This window comes from Flavobacterium frigidarium DSM 17623, assembly GCF_000425505.1.
Classification (GTDB): Bacteria; Bacteroidota; Bacteroidia; order Flavobacteriales; family Flavobacteriaceae; genus Flavobacterium; species Flavobacterium frigidarium.
The window spans coordinates 117,835-142,258 of the sequence record NZ_AUDO01000004.1 but is presented as its reverse complement, the minus strand read 5'-3'; the positions used below and the strand labels follow the sequence as shown (position 1 = coordinate 142,258).

Sequence of the window (24,424 nt, the reverse complement as noted above, 5' to 3'; positions counted from 1 at the left end):
TTCTCCCGAATTCCCAAAAGGACTAGAAATGATTTAGTCAGACGAACACGTAAGCCCTTATCTACTTTATAACCACTAAACAAAAGCAAAAATGGAAACACAAAAAAACTTAGGCATTTGGATGGATCATTCAACTGCCAATTTTATCGATTTAAATTCAGAGAAAAACAGCAAATCTATTGATTCAAAATTCACTACTGATACAAAAGAAGAAGTGCTATCAAGAAGTGAGTTTACCATGCACAATAAAGAGGAGCAAATGACAGAAGCCTTCTACAAGAAAATTTCAGAAAAGATTTTGAAATACAATCACGTACTTTTATTTGGTCCAACCAATGCAAAAACAGAACTGCAGAATTACTTAGACAAAGATTTACATTTTAAAGACATACAGATTGATGTGGAAGCGGCAGATAAAATGACCGACAACCAACTCGATGCATTTGTTAGAAATCATTTTGATAAATAAAAGCATAAAATTATTTTAAAGCGGGCATATAGAGGCCACATTACTACTCTAACAACGATAATTATGGAAAAAACAAATATGGATAGCTTGGTTACAGTACTAGCCGAGGTAGAAAAACTCGGCTTTCAATCGCAATTTGAAATCAATGGAAAAAATCTAGTTTCTTTAAAAACAGATAAACATTTTCTATCGACCGAAGTGAAAATAGCACATTATTACCGTTTTGAAGGCGAATCCAATCCTGATGACAATTCAATAATGTACGCAATTGAGTGCAGTGATGGTGAAAGAGGAACGCTAATTAATGGTTACGGCCCTAGCGCTAGTCTTGAAACCGCGGATTTTATCACTACAGTGGAAAACATCGAAAAATAATCTGCAGTACCAACTACCTTTAAAAAATTAGAAAAAATAAGTATTTAATAGCTGCTTTTTTTGCGTAACTTCACTACTAAATAGATCATTAGTGATACGGTATAATAACACCTCTTGATAATACATAGATTTTTATGTCCCAAAATAATTTTAAAATTAAAGGTCTAACCGGTGCCGAAGTACGTGCTGCAAGGGAAAAACATGGAGAGAATAAAATTAGCTATAAAAAAACCAATCAATTCTTAAAGGGGCTAATTCAAATTGTCACTGAGCCTATGACAATTTTATTATTTGTGGCTTCTACTATCTATTTCGTGAGTGGAAAAACTTCAGATGGAATTTTTCTAGCTGGGGCTATTATTTTAATCGCCGTAATATCATCGTATCAAAATGCCAGAAGCCGCAATGCTTTAGATAAATTAAAAGATTTCACAAAGCCCAAATGCAAAGTCATTAGAGATGGCGCTAACATAGAAATTAAAACCGAAAATTTAGTAGTAGGGGATAGCTTATTGGTCGAAGAAGGGAATGCAATTGCAGCGGATGGAACCATTGTACATTCAAATGATTTTACGGTAAATGAATCTATTCTTACGGGGGAATCTATGGCTGTTGCCAAAGACAAGTCGACAAAAGACAACACTATTTTTCAAGGAACCACCGTTGCTAGCGGATTGGCTATTGCAACCATTACAGCCATTGGAAGCGAAACCAACTTAGGAAAAATAGGCAAAAGTCTCGAAGAAATTAAAGAGGAAAAAACACCACTAGAATTACAGATTAATAATTTTGTCAAGAAAATGACTATGGCGGGAGCTTTGGTCTTTTTTATTGTTTGGGCAATAAATTATTTCAACTCCTACCTTCTGCTTGATAGTTTACTCAAAGCATTAACGCTTGCCATGAGCGTGTTACCCGAAGAAATTCCTATTGCTTTTACCACCTTTATGGCACTTGGCGCATGGCGTATGATGGAAAACGGTATTATCGTTAAGCAAATGAAAACGGTCGAAACCCTAGGAAGTGCAACCGTAATTTGTGTGGATAAAACAGGAACGATTACCGAGAACAAAATGAGTTTAGCCAAAATATTCACGCTGAAATCTCAAAAAATAAACGATATCGGAAACGATTTGTCATCCGATGAAAAGCAGTTAATTACAATCTCCATGTGGGCGAGTGAGCCTGTTCCATTTGATCCTATGGAAATCGCGTTGCATGAAGTCTACACATTAGAAATTGAAAAAGATCAACGTTCTCAATTTAAAATGGTGCATGAATATCCACTGTCAGGCAAACCGCCTATGATGACCCACATTTTTGAAAATAAAGCGGGAGAACGTATCATTGCCGCCAAAGGTGGTGCTGAAGCTATAACGGCAATTTCACAGCTTACTGGTGAAGAAAAAGCAGCAGTTCAAGACGCCATACAAGAATTATCAACAGAAGGCTATCGTATTTTGGCTGTCGGAAAGGCGTTGTTTGAAGGAGATAATTTTCCAGAAAAGCAACAAGATTTTTCATTTGAATTCATAGGATTATTGGCCTTTTATGATCCACCAAAAAAGAATATTAAATCGGTTTTACAAGCTTTTTACAAAGCAGGAATAAAAGTAAAAATAATCACAGGAGACAATGCCGAAACAACGGGTTCTATAGCCCAACAAATTGGATTTGTTGGATACGAAAAAAGTATTTCTGGAGATGCATTGATGCAGTTATCCGACGAAGAACTTCAAAAACAAGTGGGAGAAATCAATTTATTCACCCGAATGTATCCCCAAGCAAAACTAAAAATCATCAATGCCTTAAAAGCAAATCAAGAAATTGTGGCCATGACGGGCGATGGTGTCAACGATGGCCCCGCACTCAAAGCGGCGCACATAGGCATCGCCATGGGTAAAAAAGGAACCGAAATTGCCAAGCAAGCGGCTTCTCTAATTTTAATAAATGATGATTTAGCCAAAATGGTCGATGCGGTTGCTGCGGGTCGAAAAATATATGCCAACCTAAAAAAGGCCATACAGTTTATCATTTCTATTCACATTCCCATCATTTTCACCGTATTTATACCGTTGGCTTTGGGCTGGATTTATCCTAATATTTTTTCACCAATACATATTATATTTTTAGAATTAATTATGGGACCCACTTGTTCTATCGTGTACGAAAATGAACCGATAGAAAAGAATGCAATGTCATTAAAACCAAGGCCTTTTACAAATACTTTCTTCAGTTGGAAAGAGCTCTCCACCAGTATCATGCAAGGAATAATGATCACAATAGGTACATTATTTATCTATCAGTTTTCGGTGTATCAAGGTTTTAATGAGCAAGTAACACGAACTATGGTTTTCTTGGTTTTGGTGACTGCCAATATCTTTCTAACCTTAATCAATCGTTCATTTTACTATTCCATTTTTACTACGTTGCAGTACAAAAATAATTTAGTATTCATCATTACCGGAATTACGATTGTCATTACAGGATTATTGCTAACCGTACAGCCACTAATTGATTTTTTCTTATTTACAAAACTAAATTTGCAGCAAGTAGGGCTCGCTATCGGTATAGGAATCGTTTCGGTGCTTTGGTACGAATTAGTTAAAATTTGGAAGCGGAATTTTAAAGCGATTTAGATGACTTATTAGTTATAATTGGCATAATTACTTTGGGGCGGGAAAAAGAAAGGGTGTTCAGCTACTTATAAAATTTGATAGAACGCAACCCATTGCATGCCCAAATATAAGTGAAGCCAAAATACAAAGTGGTGTACTCAAGTATTTTTATTCTAATTACGTAGTACTGTTTAGCTAAATAACTAAGTGCGTTTGTCTAGTTCTTAGGGATGCGGCAATGAGATTAAAGCTTGTAGTTATCTTTAATCATTTAACGATATTTTTTAATAAGTAGTTGATAAAAGTGATATAGTTTTATGTGTTTAGGCCTTATTTTTATTAGGTGTAGGACAGTGTTTTTTTCGTTTTAGTTGACAAAAAGTTAGTGTAGCTATTCACCAATCAAACGGAATTATAAAAAGACTTTTACGGTAAAAAACTATTAAATACTGCCAAATTGAGAATGTTGTGCATTAGCTGACCTAGGTCATTTACAATAACCTTGATATGAAATACTTTTGATAAATATTTACTGCACACAGTATTAACATTAAAAGCCTAAATCATGAAAAAAGAAGTTTTATACAACTCCAATATGCATTTTGAACACGAACAATGGAAAGGGGAACTTGCCTTTTGGAAGGGCGAACTACTATTCTTCAATAATAAACTGAGCGAACTCGTAACGCGCTGGACAGACAAGGACGTATTGGCTCAATTAGAGCACTATCAAAACGAATTTGTGTTGCACGGTGGTATTATCGAAGATCTACAAGAACTTATTGAAAAACACGAAGAGCGTATCGCTGGACAAAGCATGATTGGTGAGGATGCTTTAGATATTCGATCAACTAAACAGCATTTAGAATTTAGAGATAAAATAGAAACGCAAAGACATATTTATGCTGAACTAAAGAAAGAATTTTTTAGATTTCTTGAGAAGTACATGTAATTTTAAGGATCACTATTTTATTTTCCTAAATAGAATGATAAAAACAAAGGTTGACTACTAATTTTAATTTGGTAGCCAACCTTTTTTTTGTGAAAAAAACGTAAGACTTATAAGGTTAGGAATAGATAAACTGTAAAAATTGTTTGGGCGTGACCACAAGGGTCGGGCTTTCCGCTACAATTCCTCGCTGCACTCCCAATAAAAATTGGGAGTTTGCTGTGGGATTTTCACTTCAATCCCTCACGCACGGCCATTGTTAACCCTCAAAATTAAATTGATTTCGTCTTTTTTAACCTAGCTGATCTAGGTCAGTGCAACAGTCTTTCTAACCACCTAATTTTGAATTTTGAAATTTTGCTGATGGTACTATTCGATAATTATAAACGGAATTTTAAAAGATGGTGTAGTAATAACTCACTGTAGGAAGCAATAATGACAAAATAACAAAACGAATAATATATTTTGATTATGAAAAGTAATAAAGATAAAAAAGCCTATTTCATAGGTGGCGGAATAGGATCATTAGCAGCAGCAGTATTTTTAATTCGTGATGGTGGAGTAGCCGGTGAAAATATTACGATCTATGAAAGTTTACCCGTTTTAGGCGGAAGTCTAGACGCAGGCGGAAACCCAGAACAAGGGTATACATTGCGTGGATCGCGCATGCTGACTTTAAATATTTATGAATGCACTTGGGATTTATTCAAATCGATTCCGTCGCTTGCAGATCCTAATACTTCTGTTTATGAAGAAACAGTTGCATTTAATGAACGCGTAAAGTCAAATGCAAAAGCTCGTTTAATTGACAAAAACCGCGCAATAGTTGATGCCTCTAAACTTGGTTTCTCCATGGAAAATCGTGCAGAATTGTTGAAACTAAGTGAAGCTAGCGAAGAAACATTGGGCAATAGCTGTATTTCTGATTGGTTTTCACCTTCGTTTTTTGAGACTAATTTTTGGTTTATGTGGCGTACTAGTTTTGCTTTTTCACCTTGGCATAGCGCAGTAGAGTTCAAACGTTATTTGCACCGATTCATGCAAGAATTTCCTAATGTAGAGACAATGACAGGCGTAAAACGTACCGTTTATAACCAATATGACTCTATGATTCTTCCGTTGGTTGTTTGGTTGAAGTCGCGTGGAGTGAATTTTATGAAGAATTGCACGGTAATAGATTTAGAAACTGCTTACGAATTGGATTCAAAAACCGAAACCGAAAAAGTGGTCGTTAAAAACCTTATTTATGAAAATGATGGAACGAGTACCTCAGTTGGTATTGATGCCGATGACCTGGTATTCCTTCAAAATGGATCTATGACAGATGCTTCTAGTTATGGATCTATGACAACAGCTCCTCAATTCTATACAAAAGAAGACAGTCAAGGCTGGGTAATTTGGGAAAAATTAGCTAAGAAATATCCTGGATTTGGTAAACCAGAAGTGTTTAACTCCAATATAGCAGAATCGTTCTGGGAATCTTTTACCGTTACATTAAAGGACACTGTTTTCTTTGATCAAATGGAAAAGTTTTCTGGTAACAAAGCAGGAACAGGAAGTCAGGTTACACTGAAAGATTCTAATTGGTTCATGAGTTTTTCATTAAACAAGCAACCTCACTATAAAGAGCAACCAGAGAATGTGCAGGTGTTTTTTACTTATGGTTTACATCCTGACCGCGTTGGGAATTTTGTAGGGAAACCCATGACAGATTGTTCGGGAGAAGAGATTCTTCGTGAACTATGCGGGCACTTAAAATTTGATTACGATGTGGTGTTTGCTAATGCCATTTGCATTCCGTGTAGAATGCCGTACATCACCAGTATGTTCATGCCGCGCTTATCTACTGACAGACCGCTTCCAGTACCTAAAAACTCAAAAAACCTCGCGTTTGTTAGTCAATTTGTTGAGATTCCAGATGATGTGGTTTTCACTGTGGAATACTCGATAAGAGCTGCCCAAATGGCGGTTTATGAACTACTAGAAATTGATCTTGAAATTCCGCCAATTACAAAATTTGATAAAAGTATAAAGGTTGAAATAGAAACCTTAGTAAAAGCATTTCATTAAAAAAAACTCTGAAAAACAAATACTTATTAGAGCAAAAGTGAAGACTCTAATATAAAATAATAGAAACATGAAAAAAGAAAAAGAATACACGGTCGGAACTTATTTAGCCAAACGTTTACAAGACATCGGTTTGAAACACCATTTTGCTGTCGCAGGTGACTACAATCTTGTGTTGCTTGATCAGCTTTTAGCAAACAAAGAAATGGATCAAGTGTATTGCACTAACGAATTAAATTGTGGCTTTAGTGCTGAAGGATACGCACGTGCAAACGGAGCTGCTGCTGCAGTAGTAACTTTTAGTGTTGGAGCACTATCTGCTTTCGATGCCATTGGAGGGGCTTATGCTGAGAACCTTCCAGTGATTCTGATAGTGGGAGCACCAAACAGCAATGATTATGGAACAGACCATTTATTACACCATACACTAGGAACACATGATTTTAGCTATCAACTCGAAATGGCCAAACACATCACATGTGCTGCAGTATCAATAACATCAGCAGTTGCTGCACCAGCGCTAATAGATCACGCTATTCGTACCGCTTTACGCGAAAAGAAGCCTGCATATATTGAGATTGCTTGTAATGTAGCTGGACTTCCCTGTGCTGCACCTGGACCTGCAAGTGCTGTTCTTAGTGAAATTCCAAGTGATAAAGAAACATTAGACAGAGCAGTAGAAGCAGCTGCAGCATTTTTGGCTAGTAAAGAAAAACCTGTACTATTGATTGGTAGCAAGTTACGAGCAGCTGGTGCAGAAAAAGAAGCGATACAACTTGCAGAAGCACTTGGGTGTTCTGTAGCGGTGATGGCTGCAGCAAAGAGCTTTTTCCCAGAGGAGCATCCACAGTTTGTAGGTGTATATTGGGGAGAAGTTAGCGCTCCGGGTGCACAAGAAATTGTAGACTGGTCAGACAGCATTATATGTCTAGCGCCACTCTTTAATGATTATTCTACCGTTGGTTGGACTGCAATGCCAGAAGGTCCTAACGTAATGATTGCGGACCAGAAGAATGTTCGTATGTTGGGACACGATTTTTCAGACCTTCACTTACGTGACTTTCTTTCGGCGCTAGCTAGTAAGGTAGAAAAAAAGCCAGCTACAATGGTTGAGTTTGAACGTATCAAATACAAGAGAGAACCAACAAAAGAGGCGGCTCCCGATACAAAACTAATGCGAAGCGAATTGTTCAGACAAGTTCAAAAAATAATCACACCGGAAACAACCGTTTTTGCTGAGACTGGCGACTCTTGGTTTGGTGGTGTAGCGCTTCATCTGCCTGATGGTGCTCGTTTTGAGGTAGAAATGCAGTGGGGACATATTGGATGGTCCATACCTTCAGTTTTTGGGTATGCTGTTTCAGCATCAAATCAACGACGCATTATTTCATTAACTGGAGATGGTTCTTTTCAACTAACAGCGCAAGAAGTAGCACAAATGATTCGTCGTAAACTACCTGTTATTATTTTTCTAATTAACAATCGAGGGTATACCATTGAAGTCGAAATTCATGATGGTCCTTATAATAATATAAAAAACTGGGACTATGCAGGTCTTATCAAAGTTTTTAATGCTGAGGACGGAAAAGGGCTTGGTTTTAAAGCGCAAACAGCAGGGGAACTAGCGGATGCTATTAAGAAGGCACTTACTAATCAAGAGGGGCCAACATTAATCGAATGTGTGATTGATCGTGACGATTGTACAGCGGAACTTATATCATGGGGACATCTAGTTGCTAAGGCAAATGGTCGTCCGCCAAGTGTGCGTTAGAAAAGAATCCTCAATGACTAATAAGTCATTTAAGGATATTTAAAATTCATTAAATAATTAAAAAATAACAGTATGACGACAAATGAGTCTAACTCCACTATTAGTAACAAGCAAACGGCAACATCCCCCCCATTAAAGTTAAAGAAGGTTTACCTTCTAGCTTGGTTTCTTTGCGCGCTTTTCTATTTTTATCAATATGCTGTGCGATCTGCACCGGGAGTCATGCAATCAGAATTGACAGCAGCTTGGGGCGAAAATGAAATAGGGTCAATTATTTCTGCATATTATATAGCCTACGCGATAATGGCACTAGTAGCGGGAGTTTTATTAGATCGTTACGGAGCTCATCGTACTATTCCAGCTGGTATTGTAGTAGTTGGTGTTGGTTGTTTAATATTTGCGCAGGGTAGTGAAATCGCTGGAATGATAGGATTTGTACTTCAGGCTATCGGGGCGATATTTGGATTTATAGGAGCATCTTATGTAGCTGCGAGATATCTTCCAGCAAGAATGCTCGCCATATTTATAGGCTTGACACAATGTCTGGGTATGGCTGGTGCAGCGTTTGGTTCTAAACCTGTTCACATGGCAATAGATCCTACTGGAAGTTTTCAAGTACCTTGGCAAACAGTGTGGATCACGTTTGGTGTTATTGGGTTTGTGCTGGCGATTGCGACATGGTTCGTGATGCCCAAGGACTCTGGTGATAGCGCAACGCATCATGGCTCACTTTCTATAAAAAGCTTAGTTTCACCTTTCAAAATTGTTTTTGGTAATCCCCAGAGTTGGTACGCTGGAATTATCGGAGGGCTTCTTTTTGTTCCAACCACTATTGGAGCTCTTGTTTGGGCAACTTCATTTCTACATTCCGGCGAGAATTTACCCATGTCGGATGCAGCTTCAATTGCCTCAATCGTCCCTATAGGATGGGTAATAGGATGTCCTTTACTCGGTTATATTTCGGATAAAATGGGTAAAAGGAAACCTGTTTTAATTGGGGGAGCTATTGTTATGCTGGTTGCCGGAATAACAGCTGTATATATGCCTGCAGAAAGCACCATCTGGATGCGATATGCCGTAGCACTAATTTTAGGTATTGCTTCAGGAGCAGCTATGATTCCTTTTTCTATGATTAAAGAAGCAAATCCACCTGAGGTAAAAGGGACAGCAGCAGGTTCTATGAATTTTATCGTTTTTGGAACAACTGGATTATTGTCACCTTTTGTCTCTTTTTTAATGGGACCTACACCAGACAGCTCGCTAACTTTAACTCAGTTTCAGGAAGCGCTTCTTCCTCTTATAGGAGCTATTGTAGTAGCAATTATTCTAAGCTTCTTCATTAACGAGACCGGTCTTAAAAAAGATAAAATTAAAGTATAGAAAAGCACAAAGTTATAGACTTATATACATGTTAATCTTTCAACTTGCCGTTTTAAATAACATGAGAAGCGTGTAAGGCCATGAAAGAATGCATAGTAAAAATAATTTATACAATAAAAATAAAGAGTTAGAATTCCCAATCAAACATCATGGCAAATATCATAGTGATTCCGTTTACAAAAGAAGAACATGCAATAGCAGCTTTACACAAAATCAAAGAGTTAGATGGGTATGGCGATATTACCCTTTATGAACATTTAATGATTCGTAAAATAGAGCACAATCAGTACCAAATTATATTTTACAAGGAGCAAGGGGAAGGCTGGCGCACTGTAACAGGAATGGCTCTTGGTGGCTTGTTAGGAATGCTTGCTGGACCTATAGGTCTTGTCGTCGGATTGTATACGGGCACTGTTGTAGGTGCCGCATGGGATGTTAATCGTCATGATTTTGGAGAAGATCTCATCCAGAAAGTGAGTAACAAAATGAATATAGGAACGATAGCAATTATTGCCATGGTTGGCGAAGACAGTTCGCTATTTATTGATGATGTCGTAAAACCTTTTGCGTCAGAAATTATTAGAAGTGAAGCTGGGATTGATTTTGACGATTATATAGATGAACATATAGAAGACATCGAGAATAAAATTGAAGAAGAACGTGAGCAACTGAGAAAAGCGACTACAAAAGAAAAAGACAAAATTAAAGCTAAGATTACCGATTTAAAATTAGAAAGAGAGTCGAAAATAGCAGCTTTTGAAGGTAAAAGGAAATCGGCTTTAAAAGAAGTAAAAGACGTAACAAAAGATAGAATTAAGAAATTAGAATCGCGTCTTAAAGACTATGAACATGCCGTTGAAGATGTATTTGCTAAAGCAAAAATAAACTCAATAAAAAAGAGACTACAAAAACAACAAGAAAAATTAGCTCACTTACTTAACGTTTTAGACGAAGAAATAAGGGATTAATAAACATTTCATAAGTAAACTTATATGGGAAAACTGATATTGGTAAGGCACGGAAAAAGTTTGTGGAATATAGCCAACGTATTTACTGGCTGGACCAATGTCGACCTTGCTCCCGAAGGTATAGTGGAAGCAAATATAGCGGGCGAAATCATCAAAGAGCACCGTATTGCTATTGATATTTGTTATTCTTCTTATCTTAAAAGAGCCATCCGTACAGGACTAATTATCTTGGAACATGCTAATATGATGCACATCGATTTCATAAAAAGTTGGAAACTAAACGAACGAAATTACGGTGCTTGGCAAGGCCAAAATAAAGAGGAGATAAAAGCTGCAGTGGGAGAGGAACTCTTTTTAAAAGTGCGAAGAGGTTTTAGCACTCCACCTCCCAGTTTGTTACTTACTGATAAAAGACACCCCAAATTTGACCATTTGTATGATAATATTAATAGCAACGATTTGCCAGCAAGTGAATCACTAGAACAAACAGAAGTGCGCGTAGTACAATACTTTTTTGAGGTCATTATACCAGATCTGGTCAAAGGAAAAACTGTTTTGGTTGCTGCACATGGAAATTCGATTAGAGCACTAATGGCACATATTGAAAATATTGCTTCTGCTGATATAGCAAAGGTTACGGTGCAAACAGGTATGGTAAATATTTATGAATTTGATACTAACATGATTTTAAAAAAGCAATATAAATTAGAACAAATAATAACCATTTAAAACAACCCATTATGAAAACAAAATTTTTATACTTAACCATGATTACAGTGATGGCAGGAACTATTTTAACGAGTTGTGGAAAGACAACAAAAGAAGATGCATCAGCTGTAAAAGAGGATGTTACAGAACTAAACCAAGATTTATTAGAAGGAGCAAAAGATACTAGTGTTGAGACCAAAGAGGCCGTGCATGCAGATTGGAAAAAGTTTGAAGCTTCGGCTAAAATAGCCATTGAAAATACAAATTCTCAAATTAATGCACTTAGAGATAAAATAGCTAAAGCAGATAAAGCAGAAAAAGTGAGATTGACAGCAAAAGCAGATGAGCTAGAAAAAAAGAACGCAGAGCTAAAAGAAAAATTAGTTAAAAGAGGGAAAGAAATTACTGAAGATGTTAAGGAAATGAACGATTCAGCTAAAGAAGAAGAAAATAAATTTGAAAGAGAGTTCAATCATGATATGGATGAGATGGGCACTGCTATAAAAGACCTTTTTAAAGACAATGTAAAATAAGCTGAAAAAATACTGCATAGCAGCGTAATTGAATTTTAATATCAAAATAGATTATTTACAAAATAAACTCATGAAAATTAAAAAAAACAAAACACCTCAAAACTCTAAAGTATATTTAATTGGGAGCGGTATCTCGTCACTAGCAAGCGTAGTTTACCTAATTAAAGATGCCAAAGTTCTTGGGTCGAACATACATATTCTTGAAAAAGATACTATCGCTGGTGGCGCACTAGATGGTGCAGGAAACATAGATGATGGATTTGTAGTACGCGGGGGACGCATGCATGAATCACATTATACCTGTTACTGGGACTTATTATCGAATATTCCCTCATTAGAAGATCCGCTTGTGACGGTGACCGAGGAATCCAACGAATTCAATAAACGGTTTGTTTCTAACGGACAAGCACGACTTTTAAAAGAAGGAAAAATATTGGATGTCTCCTCTTATGGACTTTCATTAATGGAACAAGCGGAGTTGTTGAGGTTGCTATTTGCATCTGAAAAATCATTAGGAAAGAAAAGAATTGAAGATTGGTTTGACCAGGAATTTTTTGAAACCAATTTTTGGTACATCTGGTCTACGATGTTTGCTTTTCAAAAATGGAGCAGCCTTGCCGAAATGCGACGTTACATGCGACGCTTTATTCACATGCTTGATGGATTGAATAAATTGGGTGGCGTAATGCGTACCAAGTACAATCAATACGATTCAGTTGTGGTACCGCTAAAGCGTTATTTAGAAAAAGAAGGTGTTCAATTTACGATGGATTCTGAGGTGGTAGATGTAGATTTTGATATCTCTTCTGATAAAAAAACAGCTACAGTACTGCATCTAAAAAATAAAAATGAAATTGTACTTAGTAAGAATGATTATGTTTTTATAACCAATGGTTCCATTACAGATAGTACAGATAATGGTGCTTGGGATAGACCAGCACAATTAAAAGGGCTGGAAGAATCTGGTTCTTGGAAACTATGGAAAAAAATTGCCGAAAAAGATAGCGAGTTCGGAAATCCAAGTCCGTTTTGTGATGCTATCGATTTACAAAAGTGGTACTCTTTTACCGCTACATTAAAAGACAGTACATTTCATGATTATATGGAAAATTTTTCTGGAAATACAGATGGGACTGGAGGGTTGGTCACAGCAACCGATTCTAATTGGTTGATGTCGATTGTTATTGCGCGCCAACCTCATTTCCCAAATCAGCCAGAAGATGTTAAGATTTTTTGGGGATATGGTTTGTATCCTGATCGAAAAGGGAACTACATTAATAAAACGATGGCTGAATGTACTGGAGCAGAAATCCTAGAAGAACTATGGTTTCATTTGAAGATTGAAGATCTTATGAAACCAATTACAGCTGCTGGAAAAGTGAATTGTATTCCTACCGCGATGCCATTTATCGATAGTTTGTTTATGCCAAGAAAGATGGGCGATCGACCAAGAGTGTTACCAAAAGGAACCACAAATTTTGCTTTTTTAGGACAATTTGCTGAGGTTCCTAAAGATGTAGTTTTTACGGTCGAATATTCGGTTAGAACAGCTCAAACTGCAGTTTATGGCTTATTCAAAACGGATAAAAAAGTGTTACCCATATATGATTCTATTCATAGCGCAGAAGCTCTTATAAAAGCAGCAAAAGCCATCTGTAGATAAAGCGAGAGTACGTTGCTACCCTGTTATATAATGAAGAAAGGGCGCTGCATCAGATTAATTTAATAACTTCAATTTTGAGTTAAAAACAGCTTTGCCAATATATTGGTTGGCTGTTTTTTTTTAGACTTCACAATTAGTTATAAATACATGGCAATGAAGTAACATATGCTTAAAACTCCGTAATCTTAAAAGGGCTCACAATGATTATATTTGAATATAATTTTAACGGAGCGAATGAAAATTTGATTCCAATGTTTAATTTAAACAGTACATACTATGTTACAAAAAAACGATACCGCACCCAATTTCACCTTATACGCAACACCGGACAAAGAAATATCACTAGCAGATATGAAAGGAAAAAATGTAATTCTTGCCTTTTATCCCGCAGATTGGAGTCCTGTTTGTAGCGATCAAATGGCTTTATATAATGAAACTCTCAAATACTTTGAAAAACATGACGCTGAAATATTTGGTATATCAGTAGATAGTAAATGGTGTCATCAGGCTTTTACAGAATCTCGTAATCTACACTTTAATTTATTAGCCGACTTTGAACCAAAAGGGGCCATTTCAAAAGCTTACGGAGCTTATGATGAGAAAGAAGGGCAATCTAAAAGAGCTTTATTTGTAATTAATAAAGAAGGAGTTATAGAATGGAGTTTTGTCTCTCCAAATGAAGAAAACCCTGGTGCCGATGGTATACTAGAAGCATTAGAAAATATGAACAAATAAAATACAATTAAATGAGTTTACATCCAGAAGTTAATAAAAAAGATCATATAAAAGGGGATTCAAGCGCTAATTTAGAAATCGTAGAATTTGGGGATTTCCAGTGCGGACATTGTGGGGCAGCACATCCAGTTGTAGAAAAAATAATCAAACAATTTGGTAACCAGGTTACCTTTGTTTTTAGAAATTTTCCATTGTCAGAAATGCATGAAAATGCTCGTGGAGCTGCAAAGGCGGCAGAAGCAGCTGCCATCCAAGGAAAATATTGGGAGATGCACAACAGCATTTTCGAAAACCAAGAAAATTTACAATCCAATGATTTTATTGCGCATGCGGAGAAATTAGGACTAGATATTGATAAATTTAAAAATGATATGGAACTAACGAGTATCGCCGAGAAAATTGATACTGATTTTGAAAGCGGTATTCGAAGCGGAGTAAATGGGACGCCTTCTTTTTTCGTTAACGGAAATAAATTTGATGGAGATGCTGCTAATTTGTTAGCAGTAATTGAGGGTAGTGTAGCATAAAAGTCCTCTCAAAAAAATAGTTTTAATACTGACGTAAGTCATTTTAATAGCTCTTATGCTTTAATAACTTTGAGTAATTAAAAATTTAAAACCAAAAAAAATGAAAACTCCAAACATCGGAATTTCAGTAGAGAATAGACAAGCAATCGCAGACCAATTATCAAAGATATTGGCAGATGAATTTATTCTTTATTCAAAAACACTTAATTTTCATTGGAACATTGAAGGGCCTGATTTTCACGCAGTGCACTTATATTTAGAAACATTGTACCAAGAGCAACAAGGCACTGTTGATACTGTTGCCGAAAAAATACGTGCTTTGGGTCATTATGCACCGGCCACTTTAAAAAAATATTTGAAACTAACACACCTTACTGAAGAAATCAAAGGTAAGAATGACAGTCAAAGTATTTTTGCTGAATTGTTAGAAGATCATGAAAGTATTATTGTTTTCATTAGAGAAGAAATAAAACCTATTGCCAACAAAATGAAGGCAGATGGAATTAGTGATTATATAACAGGATTAATGGAGCAACATGAAAAGACAGCTTGGATGTTGCGTTCTCATCTAAAATAAGATTGCTAATTTAATGGCAATGCAAATGCAATTTATCAACCCAAATAGGAATTATTCTGTTTGGGTTTTTTCTTTTTGAAGAAAATAAATTTTTCAGTAATTTTTATGCTCTTTTAATTTTTGACGAAATAAATATGTGCTGATATAGATCATTGTCAATGCTTTATAGCCATCATACATTTGTTTCATAATCATTCTTAATTTAAATAACAGAAATTATGACAACAGATCTTAGTATAAAAGAAAATGTTTTGGAGGAATTACAATGGCAACCCAATATTGACGAAACTCAAATTGGTGTAATTGTAAGAGATGGAATTGTAACGTTATCAGGAATCGTAGACAGTTATGTAAAAAAACAAGAAGCAGAAATGGCAGCCAGGAGTGTAGTAGGAGTAAAAGGAGTAGCTGAAGATATTGAGGTTAAATATGGCACCACCTCTGTTAAGTCAGATACTGAAATAGCTACCGCAGCAGTCAATGCTTTGAAATGGAATGTATCAGTTCCAGAGAATAAAATACAATTACAAGTAGACAATGGCTGGGTGTATTTAAATGGTGAAGTAGATTGGGATTTTGAGAAAAATGCGGCTAAAAAAGCTATAGAAAACCTAACGGGTGTTCGTTATGTTATGAACAACATAGTCCTTAAAAACACAGTGAACCCGATTGATATTAAGGAAAAAATAAAAAAAGCATTTGAACGTTCGGCTGATATTGATGCTGGAAATATTACTGTAAAAGCTGATGGGCATACCATTAAATTGACGGGTAAAGTGCGTTCTATGAAAGAAAAAGATAAAGCTAAAACAACAGCTTATTACGCCCCAGGAGTGTGGAGAGTAGAGAATGAGTTGGAAGTGGAATAGCAAATTTATTTTAGTAGTAACGAGGATTTACTCATGATAATTTCCGTTAGAAAAAGGCTCTAAAACTATCAAAGTTTAGAGCCTTTTTCATAGCTGACTCAGATCAGTTAATGTTTCTCTTGAAAATACTAATTTTGGAGTAATCTTGCTTATTATGAGAAAAATAGTAGCATGTATTGCAATAAATGAGGATGCAGTGCACCCAATCCTAAAAACAATAACAAGCGAAATTTGGGATAAAGAAGAGTAACAATTTAAATAATTATAAAATGAACTATAAAAATATTACCGTAGCAGGAAGTGGCGTTTTAGGATATCAAATTGCATTTCAAACAGCATTTCATGGTTTTAATGTAACTGTTTATGATATAAATGATTCTGTGTTAGACCAAGCAAAAGCGAAATTTAAAGATTTAGGTGCTTCCTACAAAAAAGATTTGAATGCAACTCAAGAACAGTTAGATAGAACCTTTAAAAATTTGAGTTATAATTCTGATTTAGGGTTAGCTGTTGCCAATGCCGACTTAGTCATTGAAGCAGTTCCAGAAAATCCAGCGATAAAAATAGATTTTTATCATAAGTTGGCTAAAGTTGCTCTCGAAAAAACAATTTTTGTAACCAACTCTTCAACGCTTTTACCAAGTGATTTTGCAGATGCTACAGGAAGGCCATCCAAGTTTTTAGCGTTGCATTTTGCCAATACGATTTGGATTCACAACACGGCCGAAGTTATGGGACATGCTGGGACAGATCCTGAAGTTTTTAAAGATGTAGTAAGCTTTGCTAAAGCTATAGGGATGCTTGCTTTGCCGGTACTGAAAGAGCAACCTGGATACATTCTAAACTCTTTATTAGTGCCTTTATTAAGTGCTGCGACTAATTTGCTAGTGAATGAAGTTGCCGATGTGGAAACGATAGATAAAACATGGATAAAAGCAACTGGTGCGCCTGTAGGACCTTTTGGAATTCTAGATGTTGTAGGTATTACCACTGCTTATAACATAAACGTAATAGCAGCTGAAAAAACACATGATGAGTTAAAAATAAAAACGGTGAAATACTTGAAAGAGCATTTTATTGATAAAAATAAACTAGGTGTTGCTACTGGTGAGGGTTTTTATAAATACCCGAATCCAGCTTATGAAAATCCGGATTTCTTAAAATAGGTTATACAAAATTAAAGCCCTTAGATATTTGAAGTAAAAGCAAAATAGGATAAACAGACTCCCTACTTTTTATCCTATTTTAATTAGTTAAGAACGCTTTTTTAGGTATCCCTTTAAAATATCTATTTGAAAAGCGCCCACAGAAGATAAATTAGAATCGGCGTTCATCAAGACCAACCCATAACCTAAATCAGACAGTTTACAGTCTTGAATTATTTCATTATTGATGCTGCTATAAATAGGCATGAAATGTTTTTCGACTTCAATTCCTGAAACATTTGCTACTTTGATAGCTGTTGTAAATGCATTTGCAATTTGATCTGGAGATAATCCTTTATCTAATAAATCAGTAGCTAAATGTTTCATGTTTTCAGCATTACAAAAATGCATGAAATTTTGAATATTCTCATTTACTTTGTATTTTCTCTTGTATAGTAATACTTGCATGGCTTGAAGTTTCTAAATTATTAAGGAATTATTTTTTACTTATTGCTGTGATATTTGTTTAGTGATTAGGGTAATTAACCTTATTAACTAAATGAATCTTTTAACAAAACTTGTTTAGTGTCAGTTAAAAGTTGGGAAACCTCTTCAAGTGTGTTGTTTCTTATTTTTGCAATTTCTTCTAGTTCTAGTTGTTCAATAGCGAATATTTCAAATACATTGCGCATGGAATTAGGTAAATTGTACAGCACCATTTGAATGTGATTTTGAATTTCTTGAGCACTTAGATCTTTGTCAATTTTTTCGATAAATGCTTTTTGATTGTCCTCTATAAATACATGATTTAAAGTATAGTCGTTATGGTTGTAAGACATATCATCTAGCTCTTCAATCATTAAAAGATCGCCACCACCATCTGTGCTAAAATTTTCTTGCATTGCATCCCATTCGGGTTTAGAATAGTCATCAATGTTTTTAAAGAATATTTCATCAAATTCTTCTTCTATGGTAAGATCATCTAGAAGTTCATTTGTCTTTTTAAACAACCAGAGATAAAAGTTCTTTTGCTGTTTTACCTCATCAATATGATCGTAGATTTCGATAAAAAGTTGGTCAATAATATCGTCTGCTTTGATTTTATTTTTCGAAAAATGTCCTTTTTTAATTACAGTATCAAGTTGGCCATTGATATACTTTTTTATTTCAGGCATTATATTTAATACTAGTGCATTGAAAGATGATTTATTGTCTTCTTTTTTTAGCTTGATCAGATCAAGAAAAGTATTGCTTACAAAATGACGGAATTCCTGTTTGTTATGATAATAAGAAATATTTGTTTGCATAAGAGATCTTTTTAAGAAGTTTACTGTAAAGATATGTTGTTGCTGTTTTTCCTAAAATGATACAGGTCAGTCTTTTAGAATAGATCAGGTTATTCACTTAAGTTTTAAAAACCGATTTTATTTATCATAAAATAATTTAAAGAAATAGGGAAGTAAAAGTAAAGTTTAAAAAAATTACCAACTGATGCAGGTCATTTATCACATTGTAATTAGTAGCTATTTTTGTGGGAGAGAGAATGAAAAGTATTGCTTGAAATGTTAATTTTCACTATGGTAATGAAAGTCTCTAAAGTATTAGAAGTTGTTTGTAATTGTTTATCTTTTTAAATTAACCATTGGTTGTTATAAATTTAAAAATACAGTTGTAAAGTAGGACTGATACTTTCAAAGGAGCTAAAGCATTTGTACTGTCTTAGCTCCTTTTTAAATGCAACTGTGTTGTCCCTAACTAGGATTATAGTATGAAAGTGTTATTTTGTAATTCTAAATTAATTTTTTAAGTACTAGATAAAATTTTAATGATTATCAGCAACTTGTTTTAGTCTGTTTTTATCTAATAAAACAAATCTTTTGTTAGTTTCAACAGCTATTAATCCTTCGTTTTTAAATTCAGTTAGCATTCTAATAGCAGTCTCTGTGGCAGTACCTATGAGTCCGGCAAAATCATCTCGAGGAATACTTATTCCAATATGATTTTCATCTTTCATCATTCCCTTTTTGTCTAATTCCAAAAGCACTTTAGCAGTACGTTGTCGTACAGTCGCAAAAGCCATGTCGACCAATTGTTCTTGAAGTTCGATAATATTATTAGAGATCATCCCAAAAAACGTATTAGATACTTCTTTATTAACGTAGAGTAATTGCGTGAATTCATCTTTTGGAATCGCTAGAATTTCTGCATCTTCTAAGACGCTAGCCGTTTCCGCATAAGTTCCTGCACTAGCAAGAAGGGACAGTTGTCCTATAAAATCGCCAGGGCCATATAAGGCAATAACAAATTCCTTTCCTGACTCCGTTGTTCTATAAGTTTTTACATTTCCGCTTTGAATAAAGTACAATTGATGGGCAGCGTTACCTTCGGTAAAAATTTGTTCTTTCTTTTTGTATCTTTTTATATTTCGATTCTTTGATAAATCTTCAAGATTTAAATATTGAGAAGCTTCGGTAAGGAATTCGCTAACGCCATCTATATTTTTTGCATATTCCTTTTTCAAAAATGCCTTTTTCTTAAGTCTGCATTCAATCGCACCTAATAAATCTTCCACTTCAAATGGTTTTATTAGATAATCGTCTACGCCTAAATTCATCCCTTTCCGGATTTCTGTTTTTCCAGATTTAGCGGTGAGAAAGATAAATGGGATATTAGCTGTTACGATATCTTTGCTTAAAGCATCATATACACCGTAGCCATCTATTTGGGGCATCATAATATCACAAATAATAATATCTGGACTATTTTCCAACGCTTTTTGAATACCAATTTTACCGTTTTCAGCAGTAATAACTGTATAATTTTCAAGTTCAAGAATTTCAGCAGTGTTTTCTCTCACGTCTTGATTGTCTTCGATTATCAGTACTTTATTCATTTGTTTTTTTATGTAATGGGAATGTTATATAAAAAGTGGAGCCTTCTTTTAACTGGCTTGTAAAACGGATAGAACCACCCATCAATTCTGTATACTGTTTTACAATGTGTAGACCTAAACCTGTTCCTTGAATATTTGATGCATTATTAGCGCGATAAAAACGCTGGAACATGTTCTTTTGATCTTCGGTTGGAATACCAATTCCATGATCGCTTATCTCTATGGCAACTTGCTGGTCGTTACTTTTTATTTGTATAGTTATTTCCTGATTCTCTTCAGAATATTTGATGGCATTCGACAGTAAATTATATATGATGTGCTTAAATAATTTTAGGTCTAAAAATGCTTCAATTTGTAAATGATCATATTTTAGTGTTATAAATTGACCATTCTTTTTTATATCCTCCAATTCTTCAATTAAAGACTTTGAAAAAGCAACCATATCAAATATTACGGGTTGTACAATCACTTTTCCTTCTTGCAGTTTACTCAGCGATAGAAAATCATTAAGAATTACCACCAAGTTCTTTACATTCGACCTAATTTTCGATACATAATTTATCCTTTTCTCTTCTTTACCAACACCATTTTGCTTTTCGATTAAAATAGCAGATGAGAGTATTGCACTCAATGGAGTCCTAAACTCATGGGAAGCCATAGAAATAAAACGTGATTTTAACTCGCTTAATTCTTGTTCTTTTTTTAAGGTAGTGAACATATCAAATTCTGCTTTCTTTTGTAAAGTGATATTATTATACACTAATAAGACTTGCTTGATTTTGTTCTCCTTGTTAGCTAAAGGGGTGGTATTTACTAAATAGTAATTGTCTCTAAACTCAACTTCAAAAGAAAGGTGTTCGCCTTCAAGCGTCTTTATTATTTTACCTTTAATCAATGTTTTTAAATAATCAGAAACACCAGTAATATCGTCAAGTAATGTTTCGTTTTTAGCTAAATTTTCAAAACCTAATGCAACTAACTCTTCTCCTCCTATAAATACAACTCGCAAATTGAAATCGACAACAGATATAAATCCACCTGGAAAATTATGAGAAACATCATCAAGTAATTGCTTACTTATTAAGGCTCTGTTTTCAGCCTCTTTGGTTTCATGTATTTGATCTTTAAGATTTAAATTGGAGGTCGTCAATTTTTCTACCATTACATTAAGCGCATTCGTACGTTCACTTACTTTATCTTCTAGTTGTTCAGCGTAGGCAGCTAATTTTTCTGTACTTTGTCTTAAGGCATTACTAATGCTGTGCTGCTCAATAGCTACACTAGCTATTCTGGTAATATCTTGAATAATATCTTTCTCAATAGCCAATGGCTCCCGAATGCTATTAGAATAAATAGCAAAGATTCCCAAAACTTCTTGGTCTGTAGAATAAATAGGGAAACACCAGCAGGATTTTATGCCGCTATCTCGCGCTAAGGCAGTATATCCTTCCCACAATGGACTAATTGAAATATCGGCAACAATAACTTCTCTTTTTTCATTGACAGCGGTACCACAAGAACAGGTATTTTGACTGATGCTAATTCCTTCCAATCCTTCGCTAAAAGATTTTGGAATACTAGGCGATGCTAAATTATATAGTGTCTTCGTTTCTTTGTTTGATAATAAAATGGCAACCATACAGTTGGGAATGGCTGTTTCTATAGTTTCAGTTATTTTATTACCTATAAGATCAAGTGGTTGATACTGAATAATCATGTCCATTACATCCTTATTTGCACTTTTGAAAAGATCATCCTTTTTACGAAGGGTGACATCGTTCAAGACGCCAATAAAATGAGTCATTACTTTTTGATCATTAAAAACAGGAGTTAAGGAAATTTCGTTCCAAAACAGAGAGCCATCTTTTCGGTAATTACGTAATACTACATTGCAAGCTTCCCCTTTTTTTACTGCATTAGACATGATTCCAATTTCTTCTTGATCATGGTCAGTTCCTTGCAAAAACCGGCAGTTATGTCCTATAATATCACTCTCATTATAGCCTGTCATAGTAAAAAAAGAATCGTTAGAATAAACTATAGGCGAGTCGGGTAGTAGTGAATCAACAATAATAATTCCGTTTGATGCAGCGGATAATGCTCTAGTTCTAATAGATAAAGTATTGTCTAACTGTTTTTTGGATGTAATGTCTCGAACAATAGCCAATAGTCGGTTATCGTCAAAACGGACGATTCGTGCTTCATAGAAGCGAAATGTTTTTTGATCCTTTAGAGAAAACTCTATAAGTTGCGGTTTTTTATTGTCTGAGACATCGTTTAATGATACTTTAAGGGCTTGATACGTTTCTTTAGGCAATATTTCTTTTATATTCTTACCAATAAAATTTTCTTTTAATTTTAGTAATTTTCTAGTCTCTGGAGCAAATAAGTCCAAATATTCCCCTTGATTATTTAAAATAAACATCATATCAGGTAACACTTCTAGAATAACTTTGTTACGATCTTCACTATCCTTCAGTTCTTTCTCGGTTTCTTTCTGCTGGGTAATATCTTGTGTAGTCCCAAACAGTTCAGAAGGTTTTCCTTTTTCATCATATGTTATCACCCCCTTGCTAATAACGTATCTTATGCTATTATCAAGCCTTACTATTCTCTTTTCATATTGATAGTCTGTTTGATTTTCGATAGCAAGAGCAATTGTTTTTAATTCATTTTCGCGATCATCTGGATGAATAAAATTACTTACAGAAGCTTTATTAAGCCGATCATCATTGGGTAAAAGGCCGTAAATTCTATAGAATTCGTTTGACCAGCTTCTTTCATTTGTTTTCAAGTTCCAGTGCCAGTTTCCTACTTGTGCAATTTGTTGTGCTTCTGCCATTCTGCTTTCACTATCGACTAACGCTTGTTGTGTCGCCTTGCGTATTGTGGTATCAATCACAAAAACAATGACTACTTGATTACTGTCTATAGTTGTTGGGCTTAAACTTATTTCTAAAGGGAACTGTGAACCATCTTTTTTTAATCCCCATAAATCCAAATTGTGCCCCATACGTCTCGCTTTAGGTTTTACGGCGTAATGTGCTCTATGTGATTGATGGTTGTTTCTAAATTGGATGGGTATAAGACTATCTACTTCTTGATGTATTAATTCCTGTGGTGCGTAACCAAACATATTTTCACCAGCAGGATTTGCTTTAATGATGAATCCTTGCTCATCGACTACCAATATACCTTCGACAGAAGATTGAAAAATACTCTTAAAAAGGAGGTTGTCTTCTAAATTATTAGTCATTTTTACTTTTTTTAAATTGGTCCAATTGTCTTAATTTTGGTAAGCATTCAGGATAATTTTCTTGTATAAATTCTATAAGTTGTTCTCTTATTTGGCAGCGTAAATTCCAAACCTCGGAAGCATTTTTAGCACTAAAAGTTGCGCGTAATTCCATTGCTCGATCATCGCTTTTAGTAACTAAAAGTTCTGCTGTTTTTTTATCCCAGAGTGTATTGTCGTTTAAAAGCACTAGTAGTTTTGTTCGTAGCGTAGCAACAGGAAAAGTATAGTCTACACTGATAAAAACACTACCAATTAATTCTCTAGAACTAAAAGTCCAGTTTACAAATGAGTTATCACTAAAGAAGTTAAGAGGTACAACGAGTCGCCTCCAATCCCAAGTTTTGATAACAACATACGTCAGCGTGATATCCTCTACAGTGCCATATTCCCCTTGTATTACTACCTCATCATCAATTTTTATAGGTTGTGTAAAGGCGATTTGAAAGCCCGTAATAAGATTGGCAATTGATTTTTGAGCAGCAACTCCAGCGATGATACCAATTACACCCGCAGATGTTAATATGGTTGTACCTAACTTTCTTGCTGCAGGGATATTCCATAAAACGACTGCAATGGCAATAGTAATAATAATGATGATTGAAAAGCTCTTCATAAACCGCAATTGCGTCAAGACCCTTCTTTCTTTAGCTTGATGGAAGCCGTCTATAGTAAATTTTTTTTGGACAATCTCTTCTACTGCATTTAACAAGGCAATTAACATCCATGAGAAGTTGATGATAATAAGACTTTCTACAACTGTTAGCCAGTAAGAATCTAATGCAATAACACTAAAAGAACCGTAGATAAGTAGGAATGGTAACAAAAATCGGGCAGGTTTTTTTAAATGCTTAAGTAGCTGTGTTTTTAAAACGGTTGGAC

21 protein-coding genes are annotated in these 24,424 nt (G+C 35.1%); 16 read left to right on the top strand and 5 right to left on the bottom strand.

Annotated features, from left to right (window positions below):
• Positions 1–91 precede the first annotated feature (91 nt).
• From H603_RS0102955 to H603_RS0102875, 16 genes are all read left to right on the top strand, one after another.
• Positions 92–469 (top strand): hypothetical protein, encoded by a 378-nt coding sequence (locus H603_RS0102955; protein ID WP_026707178.1) that lies wholly within the window; start codon positions 92–94, stop codon positions 467–469.
• A gap of 63 nt (positions 470–532) precedes the next feature.
• Complete coding sequence (locus H603_RS0102950; RefSeq protein WP_035675255.1) at positions 533–844, top strand: hypothetical protein; 312 nt, start codon at positions 533–535, stop codon at positions 842–844.
• Positions 845–978: 134 nt separating this feature from the next.
• On the top strand, positions 979–3,483 hold the full coding sequence (locus H603_RS0102945) for a cation-translocating P-type ATPase (RefSeq protein ID WP_026707176.1): 2,505 nt from the start codon (positions 979–981) through the stop codon (positions 3,481–3,483).
• Between the two features lie 544 nt (positions 3,484–4,027).
• Entirely contained in the window at positions 4,028–4,414 is a 387-nt protein-coding gene (locus tag H603_RS0102940) for a hypothetical protein (RefSeq protein ID WP_026707175.1), read from the top strand.
• 468 nt (positions 4,415–4,882) lie between these two features.
• Entirely contained in the window at positions 4,883–6,481 is a 1,599-nt protein-coding gene (locus tag H603_RS0102935) for an oleate hydratase (protein ID WP_026707174.1), read from the top strand.
• Between the two features lie 67 nt (positions 6,482–6,548).
• Positions 6,549–8,249, top strand: coding sequence for an alpha-keto acid decarboxylase family protein (locus tag H603_RS0102930; protein WP_026707173.1), 1,701 nt, complete (start codon positions 6,549–6,551; stop codon positions 8,247–8,249).
• A 72-nt stretch (positions 8,250–8,321) separates the two neighbouring features.
• The gene (locus tag H603_RS16355) at positions 8,322–9,629 is read left to right on the top strand and encodes an MFS transporter (RefSeq protein WP_084157706.1); all 1,308 of its coding nucleotides are present in this window, start codon (positions 8,322–8,324) and stop codon (positions 9,627–9,629) included.
• A gap of 149 nt (positions 9,630–9,778) precedes the next feature.
• On the top strand, positions 9,779–10,597 hold the full coding sequence (locus tag H603_RS0102920; protein WP_026707172.1) for a DUF1269 domain-containing protein: 819 nt from the start codon (positions 9,779–9,781) through the stop codon (positions 10,595–10,597).
• Between the two features lie 24 nt (positions 10,598–10,621).
• Positions 10,622–11,326, top strand: a complete 705-nt coding sequence (locus tag H603_RS0102915) for a 2,3-bisphosphoglycerate-dependent phosphoglycerate mutase (RefSeq protein WP_026707171.1) — start codon at positions 10,622–10,624, stop codon at positions 11,324–11,326.
• Positions 11,327–11,337: 11 nt separating this feature from the next.
• Positions 11,338–11,838 (top strand): hypothetical protein, encoded by a 501-nt coding sequence (locus tag H603_RS0102910; protein WP_026707170.1) that lies wholly within the window; start codon positions 11,338–11,340, stop codon positions 11,836–11,838.
• Positions 11,839–11,908: 70 nt separating this feature from the next.
• On the top strand, positions 11,909–13,501 hold the full coding sequence (locus tag H603_RS0102905; protein WP_026707169.1) for an oleate hydratase: 1,593 nt from the start codon (positions 11,909–11,911) through the stop codon (positions 13,499–13,501).
• Between the two features lie 276 nt (positions 13,502–13,777).
• A complete protein-coding gene (locus H603_RS0102900) occupies positions 13,778–14,236 on the top strand; it encodes a redoxin domain-containing protein (protein ID WP_026707168.1) in 459 nt (152 codons plus the stop codon).
• A gap of 11 nt (positions 14,237–14,247) precedes the next feature.
• Positions 14,248–14,763 carry a DsbA family protein gene (locus H603_RS0102895; RefSeq protein ID WP_026707167.1) on the top strand — a complete coding sequence of 172 codons (516 nt, stop codon included), beginning with the start codon at positions 14,248–14,250 and terminating at the stop codon, positions 14,761–14,763.
• A gap of 100 nt (positions 14,764–14,863) precedes the next feature.
• Positions 14,864–15,340 (top strand): Dps family protein, encoded by a 477-nt coding sequence (locus tag H603_RS0102890; protein WP_026707166.1) that lies wholly within the window; start codon positions 14,864–14,866, stop codon positions 15,338–15,340.
• A gap of 218 nt (positions 15,341–15,558) precedes the next feature.
• Entirely contained in the window at positions 15,559–16,209 is a 651-nt protein-coding gene (locus tag H603_RS0102885; protein ID WP_026707165.1) for a BON domain-containing protein, read from the top strand.
• A 269-nt stretch (positions 16,210–16,478) separates the two neighbouring features.
• Positions 16,479–17,375, top strand: a complete 897-nt coding sequence (locus H603_RS0102875) for a 3-hydroxyacyl-CoA dehydrogenase (RefSeq protein WP_026707164.1) — start codon at positions 16,479–16,481, stop codon at positions 17,373–17,375.
• 87 nt (positions 17,376–17,462) lie between these two features.
• Here the strand turns inward: H603_RS0102875 and H603_RS0102870 are convergent, their stop codons facing one another.
• The 5 genes from H603_RS0102870 to H603_RS0102850 form a co-directional block, all read right to left on the bottom strand.
• Positions 17,463–17,822, bottom strand: coding sequence for a hypothetical protein (locus H603_RS0102870; protein ID WP_026707163.1), 360 nt, complete (start codon positions 17,820–17,822; stop codon positions 17,463–17,465).
• An 83-nt stretch (positions 17,823–17,905) separates the two neighbouring features.
• Positions 17,906–18,661 (bottom strand): sigma-70 RNA polymerase sigma factor region 4 domain-containing protein, encoded by a 756-nt coding sequence (locus tag H603_RS0102865; RefSeq protein WP_026707162.1) that lies wholly within the window; start codon positions 18,659–18,661, stop codon positions 17,906–17,908.
• Between the two features lie 515 nt (positions 18,662–19,176).
• Positions 19,177–20,247, bottom strand: a complete 1,071-nt coding sequence (locus tag H603_RS0102860; RefSeq protein ID WP_026707161.1) for a response regulator — start codon at positions 20,245–20,247, stop codon at positions 19,177–19,179.
• A complete protein-coding gene (locus tag H603_RS17040) occupies positions 20,240–23,503 on the bottom strand; it encodes a PAS domain S-box protein (RefSeq protein ID WP_051219122.1) in 3,264 nt (1,087 codons plus the stop codon). Before H603_RS17040 ends, H603_RS0102860 begins: the two co-directional genes overlap by 8 nt.
• Positions 23,496–24,368: a mechanosensitive ion channel family protein gene (locus H603_RS0102850; protein ID WP_169628282.1), complete on the bottom strand. Its 873-nt coding sequence runs from the start codon at positions 24,366–24,368 to the stop codon at positions 23,496–23,498. Before H603_RS0102850 ends, H603_RS17040 begins: the two co-directional genes overlap by 8 nt.
• Between the last annotated feature and the right edge of the window lie 56 nt (positions 24,369–24,424).

What these genes read in the sequence shown, in the direction of transcription:
- H603_RS0102875 (WP_026707164.1), top strand. Translation starts at nt 16,479, where the DNA reads ATGAACTATAAAAATATTACCGTAGCAGGAAGTGGCGTTTTAGGATAT.
- H603_RS0102865 (WP_026707162.1), bottom strand. Translation starts at nt 18,661, where the DNA reads ATGCAAACAAATATTTCTTATTATCATAACAAACAGGAATTCCGTCAT.
- H603_RS0102955 (WP_026707178.1), top strand. Translation starts at nt 92, where the DNA reads ATGGAAACACAAAAAAACTTAGGCATTTGGATGGATCATTCAACTGCC.
- H603_RS0102915 (WP_026707171.1), top strand. Translation starts at nt 10,622, where the DNA reads ATGGGAAAACTGATATTGGTAAGGCACGGAAAAAGTTTGTGGAATATA.
- H603_RS0102885 (WP_026707165.1), top strand. Translation starts at nt 15,559, where the DNA reads ATGACAACAGATCTTAGTATAAAAGAAAATGTTTTGGAGGAATTACAA.
- H603_RS0102940 (WP_026707175.1), top strand. Translation starts at nt 4,028, where the DNA reads ATGAAAAAAGAAGTTTTATACAACTCCAATATGCATTTTGAACACGAA.
- H603_RS0102910 (WP_026707170.1), top strand. Translation starts at nt 11,338, where the DNA reads ATGAAAACAAAATTTTTATACTTAACCATGATTACAGTGATGGCAGGA.
- H603_RS0102895 (WP_026707167.1), top strand. Translation starts at nt 14,248, where the DNA reads ATGAGTTTACATCCAGAAGTTAATAAAAAAGATCATATAAAAGGGGAT.
- H603_RS0102920 (WP_026707172.1), top strand. Translation starts at nt 9,779, where the DNA reads ATGGCAAATATCATAGTGATTCCGTTTACAAAAGAAGAACATGCAATA.
- H603_RS0102900 (WP_026707168.1), top strand. Translation starts at nt 13,778, where the DNA reads ATGTTACAAAAAAACGATACCGCACCCAATTTCACCTTATACGCAACA.
- H603_RS0102860 (WP_026707161.1), bottom strand. Translation starts at nt 20,247, where the DNA reads ATGAATAAAGTACTGATAATCGAAGACAATCAAGACGTGAGAGAAAAC.
- H603_RS0102905 (WP_026707169.1), top strand. Translation starts at nt 11,909, where the DNA reads ATGAAAATTAAAAAAAACAAAACACCTCAAAACTCTAAAGTATATTTA.
- H603_RS16355 (WP_084157706.1), top strand. Translation starts at nt 8,322, where the DNA reads ATGACGACAAATGAGTCTAACTCCACTATTAGTAACAAGCAAACGGCA.
- H603_RS17040 (WP_051219122.1), bottom strand. Translation starts at nt 23,503, where the DNA reads ATGACTAATAATTTAGAAGACAACCTCCTTTTTAAGAGTATTTTTCAA.
- H603_RS0102890 (WP_026707166.1), top strand. Translation starts at nt 14,864, where the DNA reads ATGAAAACTCCAAACATCGGAATTTCAGTAGAGAATAGACAAGCAATC.
- H603_RS0102950 (WP_035675255.1), top strand. Translation starts at nt 533, where the DNA reads ATGGAAAAAACAAATATGGATAGCTTGGTTACAGTACTAGCCGAGGTA.
- H603_RS0102935 (WP_026707174.1), top strand. Translation starts at nt 4,883, where the DNA reads ATGAAAAGTAATAAAGATAAAAAAGCCTATTTCATAGGTGGCGGAATA.
- H603_RS0102945 (WP_026707176.1), top strand. Translation starts at nt 979, where the DNA reads ATGTCCCAAAATAATTTTAAAATTAAAGGTCTAACCGGTGCCGAAGTA.
- H603_RS0102930 (WP_026707173.1), top strand. Translation starts at nt 6,549, where the DNA reads ATGAAAAAAGAAAAAGAATACACGGTCGGAACTTATTTAGCCAAACGT.
- H603_RS0102870 (WP_026707163.1), bottom strand. Translation starts at nt 17,822, where the DNA reads ATGCAAGTATTACTATACAAGAGAAAATACAAAGTAAATGAGAATATT.